Genomic DNA, 1198 nt, shown 5'->3' with positions numbered 1-1198 from the left:
CGGGGCGGCCACCACGGCCGCGGTGGTCGCCACCGCGGCGGGCGGCAATGCGGCCAGGGCCAGCAGCGTGATCTTCGGCGCCTCGTCGATGCCCAGCCAGATCACCAGGAGAAAGAAGTACGCCAGCGGCGGCAGGGCCCGCAGGAACGTCAGCCACGGCTCGAGCACACTGCGCAACCAGCCGACCGACCCCATCAGCAGGCCAAGCAGGACACCGACCGCCACACCGATCACGACACCGGCCAGCACGCGGCGCAGCGTCATGTAGAGGTGTTCGTACAGGAGGTATCCGGCGTAGCCGCGGGTGCCGTCATGAGTGGTCGAGACGTCGAGGAAAGCACGCCAGACCGTGGCCGGGTAGGGCACGAACGTCTGGTTCCAGATGCCGGCCCAGGCCACGGCCTGCCACACCGCGAAGAACACCACCACCGACAGCAGTGGCAACGCCGAGCGGGTGAGCAGGGCGCGCCATCGGCTGGACGCGGCGGCTGGGCGTGGTGGGCCGGTTTCGGCCTCGGTGGGAACGATGTCGACGAACACAGACACTGTGGGCAGCTTTCTGTTGCTGAAGGCAGGAGGTGGCGATTGGCTTCAGCGACAACAGCAACCGGGCAGCGTCGTGTTCACCCGGGTATTGGTACCGGTGACGGTTGCCGGGGTGAAGGTCTGGAATCGGGCTGAGTTTTACCCGGCGTTCAGTTCGCCGACTGTGGCAGCGCCCGGATCGCATACCGGGCGCTCAGCAGCACCAGTGTGGTGGTGACGACGAACAACGGCCAGCCCATGACGAGGCGCGCCACGGCCAGCAGTGCGTCCTGATCGGTGTCGTAGAGGTAGTTCTGTATGAGGAACCGCGACCAGGACACGGTCGCCAGCACCGCGGTGACGGCGGTGAATACCCACCGGACCCCGGGCACCCGGCGCCAGGAGCCGTCCCGGCCGGTGGCCCAGGCCCAGATGACCCCGACGAGCGGGCGCCGGACCAGGATCGAGAGGGTCATCGCGACGGCCGAGGCCAGGGACATCCAGATGCCCGGCAGATAGAAGTCTTTGGCCTGGCCGGTTACCAGCGCCAACAGCGCGCAGGCGGCCACGCCGACGAATCCCCACAGCGCGGGCCGGACCGATTCGCGGCGCACCAGCTGCCAGCCGAACACCAGGGCCGCGGTCACCAGTGCGGCGACGATCGCGGGCACGC

General features: G+C 68.8%; 2 protein-coding genes. Both read right to left on the bottom strand.

Annotated features, from left to right (window positions below; all coding sequences use genetic code 11):
- Positions 1-546, bottom strand: a 546-nt coding sequence (locus BN4332_RS31675; protein ID WP_160110975.1) for an ABC transporter permease subunit, incomplete at its 3' end; no start/stop codon positions are given.
- A gap of 149 nt (positions 547-695) precedes the next feature.
- Positions 696-1198, bottom strand: a 503-nt coding sequence (locus BN4332_RS31670) for a DUF3159 domain-containing protein (protein ID WP_066904121.1), incomplete at its 5' end; no start/stop codon positions are given.

Source organism: Mycolicibacterium houstonense (assembly GCF_900078665.2).
Classification (GTDB): domain Bacteria; phylum Actinomycetota; class Actinomycetes; order Mycobacteriales; family Mycobacteriaceae; genus Mycobacterium; species Mycobacterium houstonense.
Note: the sequence above shows the minus strand (reverse complement) of the source record. Positions and strands in the feature narration are given on the sequence as shown.